We start from the raw sequence: 7,323 nt of genomic DNA on the forward strand, positions 1-7,323 counted from the left end.
CCATCAGGTAGTCAGTGCTCACGCCCAGAACTTTGGTCAGACGACGCAAGTTATCAAACGAGGGCTTCCTCGATCCACTTTCAAAGTGGGAGATGGTCGTGGACGGCAGACTCGCTTCCTTGCCCAGATCTGCTTGCGTCAGACCTCGCCTGTCCCTGGCCTCTCTCAAACGGGCTGGGAAGAGATCGGACATCGGGCAATCCTAAGTTGTGGTGGGCGACAAATCATACTTGACGAAGTCGACAAGAGGGGCGTATTGTCGATTCCGTCAAGTCCTTGTAGTCGGAAATCTTCTGACTGGCTTGGCAGGAGAGAGCCTTATGAGCACCCGTAAGCCTATCGGAACGACCGCCAAGACTGGCGAAACCTGCCCTGAGAGTGGTGTGTGGCAGCCCTCGGGCTACTCCACCACGGCGCCCATTGCTAAGGGCAACCGCATGCCGCCCTACGATGGGAAGGCCGTGACCTGGGTGTTGAAGCAACACGCCTGAGCAAGAGGGGCGGTAGTCCAGCTGCCGCCCCTTCCTGAGCAGCAGGTATGAGCGATCAGCGACTGCTGCTCCTAAAAACCCCAGTAGTCGATTTCGGAGGAAATGTTATGGCCGTATACGTTGTGACCTGGAACCTGAACAGGGAACGCAGCAACTATGACGCTGCGCGCCGTCAGTTCATTCAGCACTTGGAGCGGTATCCMAACGCGCAAGATGGCGGATTGGAAAGCGTGCGTTGGGTGCAAAGCTCAGGGACGGCCCGGCAGCTCAGCGACGACCTTCGGCAAAGGCTTGATGGGAATGATCGTCTTTTTGTCAGCAAGCTTAATGACGGCCAGTATTCCGGATGGCTCAATGAGACCGTCTGGGAGTGGGTGCGCTCGCGCCTTTGAATTTCTAAGCCACCTTTGGGTGGCTTCTTTAATTTTTGATTGTCGAGAGAAGCGTGCGCGACAAGCAGAGCTCCGCCCAGCTGTAAGTTCGGATGTTGCTGGCGGGAAAGCCAAAGTCAATTAGCTGACTCACGAGGTCTGGCTCCTCCTCAGGCTTATGGATCGCCAGGTGAACGTTTGCCTGGCGCACCGAGGGATTTCGAAGCATTGCTTCGAAGTAGGGCGCGTCGACATCGGACAATGAGTGGCCAAGCACATAGACTTCTTGGGCCGATGAAATCCACTCGAAGAATCCGGCATGTGCTTGGATTAGCTTGTCAGACGGCTTAAAGGTCTTGGAGAAGTAGCAGTCCAAGATGTCATTGGCCTCGGTCAGACGCGTGTCCAGCTCGGCCACATCGGGTCGGTCATTTAGAGGGTGTCGATCTTCCGGCTTCCAACCGTGTCCAAGGATCAGCTCTTGGTCGACTTGATCTGCGCAACCGTGGATGTAAAGGATCTGCTCGCGCGGGATGCCATAGGCAAGGGACAGAGTTTCCGTATAGTTGAACGACAAAAACGCGCCAGTCGGATCCAGCACCTGGACGGTTTGGTGGATTGGAAGTTGGGTCGGAATTTGCAACTGTCTGATCCAAAGGCCAAACAGGCGCCGGAGTTCCGTGCTCATGCGCTCGACCAGGAGGTCAACCTCATACTGGAAGTCGTGGTGTCCCGAGTCGCTCCAATCATCAGCACCATACGAACCCATGAAGTGGCTGAGGTCCTCAATGATCTCGTCTGGGTCCATTTCGGCCAAGGCCGCCTCCATGTCTGCCCAGTCACCGCTTGGGTGGAGATATCGCTCCACTGCATCAAAGACACCACGATCTTGGGCCTGAACAAAGTCTCGAAATTGGGCGTAGCTCGATGGGATGCGGTGGTGGAGGTCAAAGCCGTTGCCAATAACAAAAAGCTTCCTCGGTCCCATGGCTAGATCCGTGTTGAAAAAGTGATTGTGACATGCCCCGAAAAGGCACTGGGATGGCCAATCCTGGGCAGTTTTGAGCGCTGCTGCAACCGTCTTCCAATGGTCCAAGGCGGGACGGTGCCGCTGTCCAAAAAACGCCAAGACCGCAGCTGACCTGGAAACATTCGATCTTGGCTTTGACCCTCGTGCTCCGATTGATGCTTCCTTCCTGGGCATTTGGCTTGGGAGTTCTCTTGCTTGATTCAGAGTTCGGGCCGCTGCTAGCATCAGGTATCGTTTGAGGTATCGTTTCTTGTCCCGCTTCTTCAACGTAATTTGAGGCGAGACAATGACTTAGCGTAGGGTCGGGTATCATCCCTTCACCCGCTCCATGTTCCCGACACATGGACAGGAATGCAGCGCTCCGAAGCCGCCGGACCCCGCCGCGATTGCGCCGATCAGGCGCCTGCTATCTCATTCCGCTTCATACCGTACCCGCTGGAATCGACAGCAACGCGCGTCGCTTGCCCGATAGCCGTGCCCGACGATGCACAGGATGCTTCTGAGCGGGTTGCTGCCACGGGCGGCGCCTTATTCGCCGATGACCTCGAAGGCAAACGGATCCTCCTGATCGGGAAAACGCAACAGATAGCGCGCAATGCGCGTCTTGCCATCTGGCAGCAGGTAGTCCACCTGCAAGCCGCGCGGGCTGTCTTCCCTCCCGGGCCCCACATAGGTATTGCTCGGATAGCTGAAACGGTGCTCCGGCGCGGTACGAATGGCAGCACACGTGCCAAACAGGGGAGGCAGGATGTACAGGCGCTCCCCGTGCAGCAACAGCACGGTGGTGTACCGATCGCCCTTGCCACTGCTGACGTAGCGCATGTCCAGGCACACGGAGGTACCGTGATGCCACGCCATGACGTCCTCCAGGTTTTCCGGGCGAATGGACGAGCCGGTACGCCATTCCCGCGGTGCGAGGTCGATGGCGCTGCTCAGTGGCCAGCGCCCCGCGCCCACAGACAACGCCTTGCCATCGAAGACAACGTCGGGAAGCCCATCCGTTGGCGTCTCCGCCAGGCTGCCTGGTACGGTCCACAGCGCATCTTCATGACGCTGCAGCGCCCCGATCATCGAGGTGGACCACAGGCAGTGTCGCGGCGATTCCGTGCAGGGCATACCCAGTGCGGTTCCCGGTCCCTGGAACAGGTTGCCACCCAACGATCGATAGAAATCGCCGTAGTCGGTGAACTGCACGGGCGCGGCACGGGGCGTGCCCGACAGGAGAACACTCAGCAGGGCCACGACAGCGAGCGGTCCGGATTTCATGGGCATGCCTTTGCGGAGGTCGCGGTGATGTCGCGGTGCGGCCGTCGTTGGCCGGGCGTCGAGGGTATCGGTTCACCCGGTGCAGCGAAACATCGTTGCGCCCAGGCAGTGATCAATACACCGCGCGGCGGGCTCCGGCATCCGGGTGGCGGTACTCGCCTGCGGCGCTGGCAGCGTGACCTGTGCGCCTCAAACCACCGCTGCGCTGCGCGTCGCGCGATCCTCATCGCAGCGTACCCGGCGCAGGCTATGCTTCGCGTTTTCCGGCCCCGTGCGCCCACCGCGATGAAACTCGCCATCCTGTCCCGCAACAGCAAGCTGTACTCCACGCGCCGGCTGGTAGAAGCCGCGCGCGCGCGCGGCCACACCGTGCGCGTGCTCGATCCACTGCGCTGCTACATGCGCATCGCCGCCGATGGTTTCACCATGCATTACAAGGGCCGTCCGATCACCGGCGTTGATGCGGTGATCCCGCGTATCGGTGCCTCGGTGACGCGGTATGGCACGGCCGTGCTGCGCCAGTTTGAAATGATGGGCGCGCGAACGCCCAATCCCTCCGATGCGATCCTGCGCGCCCGCGACAAGCTGCGCGCGCACCAGATCCTGGCCTCCAAGGGCATCGACATGCCGGTGACGGTGTTCGGCGACAACCCCGACGACACGGTCGACCTGCTGTCGATGCTGGGACCGCCGCCGCACGTGGTGAAGCTCAATGAGGGCACCCAGGGGCGTGGCGTGATCCTGACCGAAAAGGCCAGTGCCTCCCGGGGTATCGTCGAAGCCCTGCGCGGCCTGTACGCCAACTTCCTGATGCAGGAGTTCATCGGCGAGGCGCAAGGCGCCGACTTGCGTTGTCTGGTCGTTGGCGACCAGGTGGTGGGGGCGATGCAGCGCCAGGCTCCGGACGGCGACTTTCGCTCCAACCTGCATGCCGGTGGCAGCGCCCGGGCCGCCAAAGCCAGCCGGGCCGAGCAACTGGTGGCGGTGCGCTCGGCCAAAGCGCTGGGCCTGAGCGTGGCCGGGGTCGACCTGATCCGCTCCAGCCGTGGCCCGCTGGTGCTGGAGGTGAACTCCACGCCGGGTCTGGAGGGCATTGAGGCGATCTGTCAGGCGGACTTGGCAGGGCGGATCATTGAGCACGTTGCGTCGATGAAAAAGCCTGTTAATTCAAAGGCTTGAGATTTTTCGGAAAGTTTCTGCGGTTTTAACGAGGCTTTAATCGGCCCCGGCGTAGGCTTCATCGAACCGCAGCTCTGCCCTCCTCAGCAGGATCGGTAATCGGGAAACACTTTCAGGCCCAGGCGGGTTCCGCCTGGGCCTTTTTCTCGATCGGTCACCTGTCCCGGGAGGGTGATAAATCTCACTTGTCCGCCGCCCGCAGGCTGGTTACATTTGGCGCTCGTTCATGGATGGAGCACTGCGTATGTACCGTTTGGTCTGCACGATGTTGTTGTTCACCGTCGCCGGCGTCAGCGAGGCGAAAATGTCGCAGGGCAAGGACCACGAGGTCTCGCTCAACGTCGAGGTCCCGATCAGCGAGCAGATCCAGAAGGTGGAGGGCGCGCTGCGGAGTGAGACCTACAGCGAGATCACGCCGGAGGACCGCAGCCAGGTCCAGGCCGCGTTGGACCGCATCAAGTCGGCCTTGCAGGGCCATGAGTCCGCAAAGGAACTGAGCCCGGTCGCCCGTACCCAGCTGCTCAACGACCAGTCGACGGTCAACACCATCCTGACCCGTGCGAAGGAAGACAGCCGCCTGGTCTGCCGCCGCGAAAAGGCCACCGGCAGCAATTTCCATGAGAGTGTATGCATGACCGTGGCGCAGCGCCGCAAGGCGCGCGAGGATGGCAAGGACTACCTCAACAATCGTCGATCCCCGAACGCCTCCAGCAATTGATGCCGGGTCCCGCCTCCCTTTCCGGGCGAGGCGGGATGTCGCCAGGCAGGTGCCCTGAGGGGAGAAGGTGGCTTTTGACGCGGAATGAGCGACATCCACTGTCTAATGTTAACAATGGGATGTGTATCTTCCCCAAGGTGCGAGGAACGGGGCTACCGGCTGTAACAGGGTCGTCCGCGCGATCCGATGCTCCTGATCCGAAAGGATCACCTGCCAACCAGAGGTCACAGTGCGAATTCTTGTAATTGAAGACAACAGCGACATCGCCGCCAATCTGGGCGATTACCTTGAAGACCGCGGGCATACCGTGGACTTCGCCGCCGACGGCGTGACTGGCTTGCACCTTGCCGTGGTGCACGAATTCGATGCGATCGTTCTGGATCTCAACCTGCCCGGCATGGACGGCATCGAAGTCTGCCGCAAGCTGCGCAATGAAGCGCGCAAGCAGACCCCGGTGCTGATGCTCACCGCACGCGATTCGCTGGACAACAAGCTGGCCGGGTTCGACTCCGGCGCCGACGATTACCTGATCAAGCCGTTCGCGCTGCAGGAAGTGGAGGTGCGGTTGAACGCGCTGTCGCGTCGCGGCAAGGGCGTGCAGACCCGCGTGCTGGAAACCGGTGATCTGGAATACAACCTGGATACGCTTGAAGTGCGTCGCCAGGGCAAGCTGCTGCAGCTCAACCCGACGGCGCTGAAAATCCTGCAGGCCCTGATGGAAGCCGCGCCGGCAGTGGTGACCCGCCAGGAACTGGAAACCCGCGTCTGGGGTGAAGAGTTGCCCGATTCGGACTCGCTGCGCGTGCACATCCACGGCCTGCGCGCAGTGGTGGACAAGCCGTTCGAGGTGCCGTTGATCCAGACCCGCCATGGCATCGGATACCGCATCGCCGCGCCGGAAGCCTGATCCGGTGACGGGGAAGGGGGAGCGTCGCCGCGCGCCATATCGGCGCCGGCTGCGCAGCCGCATCATCGTCTCGTTCGTGCTGTTGGGCTTCTGCCTGACGGCACTGTTCGCCTTTGCCACCAACTGGGCGCGTGCGCGCGTGGAAAACCAGTTGGTCGAAGACGTGATGAACCGCAATATCGACGAGTACGCGCATCGCTACTCCGCCGATCCCTCGCGCAACCCCGACCTGCCGGTGCAGCAGATGCGCGCACGGATCGTCCGCCCGGACAAGTTCGACGCCCTGCGTACTGAAGAGCCGGACTGGTATGACTTYCGCGATGGCATCCACAGCCTGGGCGGGGTGGATGAACGCGGCAATGCGTTCTCCTACAAACTGGCCGTGCGCAAGACGCCGGAAGCCTGGTTCTTCCTCGCTTACGACATGACCGAAAGCATCCGCGGCGAGGCGCAGCTCAAGCGCGCCTTGCTGGTGTCGGTGCTGGTGTTCAGCCTGCTGTCGCTGGTATTGGGCTGGTGGTCGGCCTCCAAGGTGATGAAGCCCGTGTCCGATCTTGCGGCGCGTCTGCGGGCTTACCGGGGTGGCACCAGCGAGCCGGAGCCACTGGCCCCGCGCTTTCCCGACGACGAGGTGGGCCAGCTGGCCCAGGCGCTCGACGACTATTCCTCGCGATTGACCGAAGTGGTCCAGCGCGACCGTGAGTTCAACGCCGACGTCAGCCACGAGCTGCGTACGCCGCTGGCGGTCATTCGCGGCGCGACCGAGCTGTTGCTGGCGCGCCCCGGCCTGGATGAAAAGGTGCTGCAGCGGCTGCAGCGCATCCAGCGTGYCGAACAGCAATGCACCGATCTGATCGGCTCCCTGCTGCTGCTCTCGCGCAACGAGCGCGGGCAGGGCAACAGCAACGTGGCGCGGGTGGCAGAGCAATTGCTTGATGCGCACCGCGCCCAGCTTGGCGGCAAGCCGCTGGAGCTGGTGCTGGAGGGCGACCGCGAGCTGGTCATCGACGCGCCCGAATCCGCGCTGTCGGTGGCCCTGGGCAACCTGATCGGCAATGCGGTGAAGTACTCGCAGGAAGGCTCGGTGCGCGTGGTCGTCACCGGCAACCACGTGGACGTGATCGACAGCGGCCCGGGGTTGAGCGCGGAGGATGCGGCCAAGCTGTTCCAGCGCGGTTACCGCGGTACCCATGCCGGGCACTCGCAGGGTGGCGGGATCGGCTTGTCGATCGTCAGCCGCCTATGCGATCTGTACGGCTGGCAGGTCAGTGTGCGCCCGGGCGTGGATCGGGGTGTGGTGGCGACGTTGACGTTCTCGCCGGCGGTTTGATCGTCGCATCCGCTCGCCGGCGGTGTAATCG

The 7,323-nt window shown here is 61.9% G+C and carries 9 protein-coding genes; 5 read left to right on the forward strand and 4 right to left on the reverse strand.

Going from position 1 to position 7,323, the window contains the following annotated elements; translation table 11 throughout:
* Window positions 1–193: helix-turn-helix domain-containing protein (locus AC1DQP_RS13635; protein WP_478051792.1), on the reverse strand; the 193-nt coding region annotated here is incomplete at its 3' end.
* A 252-nt stretch (window positions 194–445) separates the two neighbouring features.
* Complete coding sequence (locus tag AC1DQP_RS13640; protein WP_457322275.1) at window positions 446–550, reverse strand: hypothetical protein; 105 nt, start codon at window positions 548–550, stop codon at window positions 446–448.
* Between AC1DQP_RS13640 and AC1DQP_RS13645 the strand changes: the two genes are divergently transcribed.
* On the forward strand, window positions 539–883 hold the full coding sequence (locus tag AC1DQP_RS13645) for a hypothetical protein (protein WP_478051793.1): 345 nt from the start codon (window positions 539–541) through the stop codon (window positions 881–883). The genes AC1DQP_RS13640 and AC1DQP_RS13645 overlap by 12 nt on opposite strands.
* 28 nt (window positions 884–911) lie before the next feature.
* Here the strand turns inward: AC1DQP_RS13645 and AC1DQP_RS13650 are convergent, their stop codons facing one another.
* Both AC1DQP_RS13650 and AC1DQP_RS13655 read right to left on the reverse strand, forming a co-directional pair.
* Window positions 912–1,850, reverse strand: a complete 939-nt coding sequence (locus tag AC1DQP_RS13650) for a bacteriophage abortive infection AbiH family protein (RefSeq protein ID WP_478051794.1) — start codon at window positions 1,848–1,850, stop codon at window positions 912–914.
* Between the two features lie 570 nt (window positions 1,851–2,420).
* Entirely contained in the window at window positions 2,421–3,158 is a 738-nt protein-coding gene (locus AC1DQP_RS13655; protein WP_478051795.1) for a hypothetical protein, read from the reverse strand.
* Window positions 3,159–3,443: 285 nt separating this feature from the next.
* Between AC1DQP_RS13655 and rimK the strand changes: the two genes are divergently transcribed.
* From rimK to AC1DQP_RS13675, 4 genes are all read left to right on the forward strand, one after another.
* On the forward strand, window positions 3,444–4,337 hold the full coding sequence (gene rimK, locus AC1DQP_RS13660; protein WP_256775521.1) for a 30S ribosomal protein S6--L-glutamate ligase: 894 nt from the start codon (window positions 3,444–3,446) through the stop codon (window positions 4,335–4,337).
* A 244-nt stretch (window positions 4,338–4,581) separates the two neighbouring features.
* Window positions 4,582–5,055: a hypothetical protein gene (locus AC1DQP_RS13665; protein WP_256775520.1), complete on the forward strand. Its 474-nt coding sequence runs from the start codon at window positions 4,582–4,584 to the stop codon at window positions 5,053–5,055.
* Between the two features lie 229 nt (window positions 5,056–5,284).
* Complete coding sequence (locus tag AC1DQP_RS13670) at window positions 5,285–5,962, forward strand: response regulator transcription factor (RefSeq protein ID WP_017356179.1); 678 nt, start codon at window positions 5,285–5,287, stop codon at window positions 5,960–5,962.
* Window positions 5,925–7,292: a sensor histidine kinase gene (locus tag AC1DQP_RS13675; protein ID WP_478051796.1), complete on the forward strand. Its 1,368-nt coding sequence runs from the start codon at window positions 5,925–5,927 to the stop codon at window positions 7,290–7,292. The genes AC1DQP_RS13670 and AC1DQP_RS13675 overlap by 38 nt, the downstream gene beginning before the upstream one ends.
* The last annotated feature ends 31 nt before the right edge of the window (window positions 7,293–7,323 follow it).

It is taken from the genome of Stenotrophomonas sp. P5_A8 (assembly GCF_056400545.1).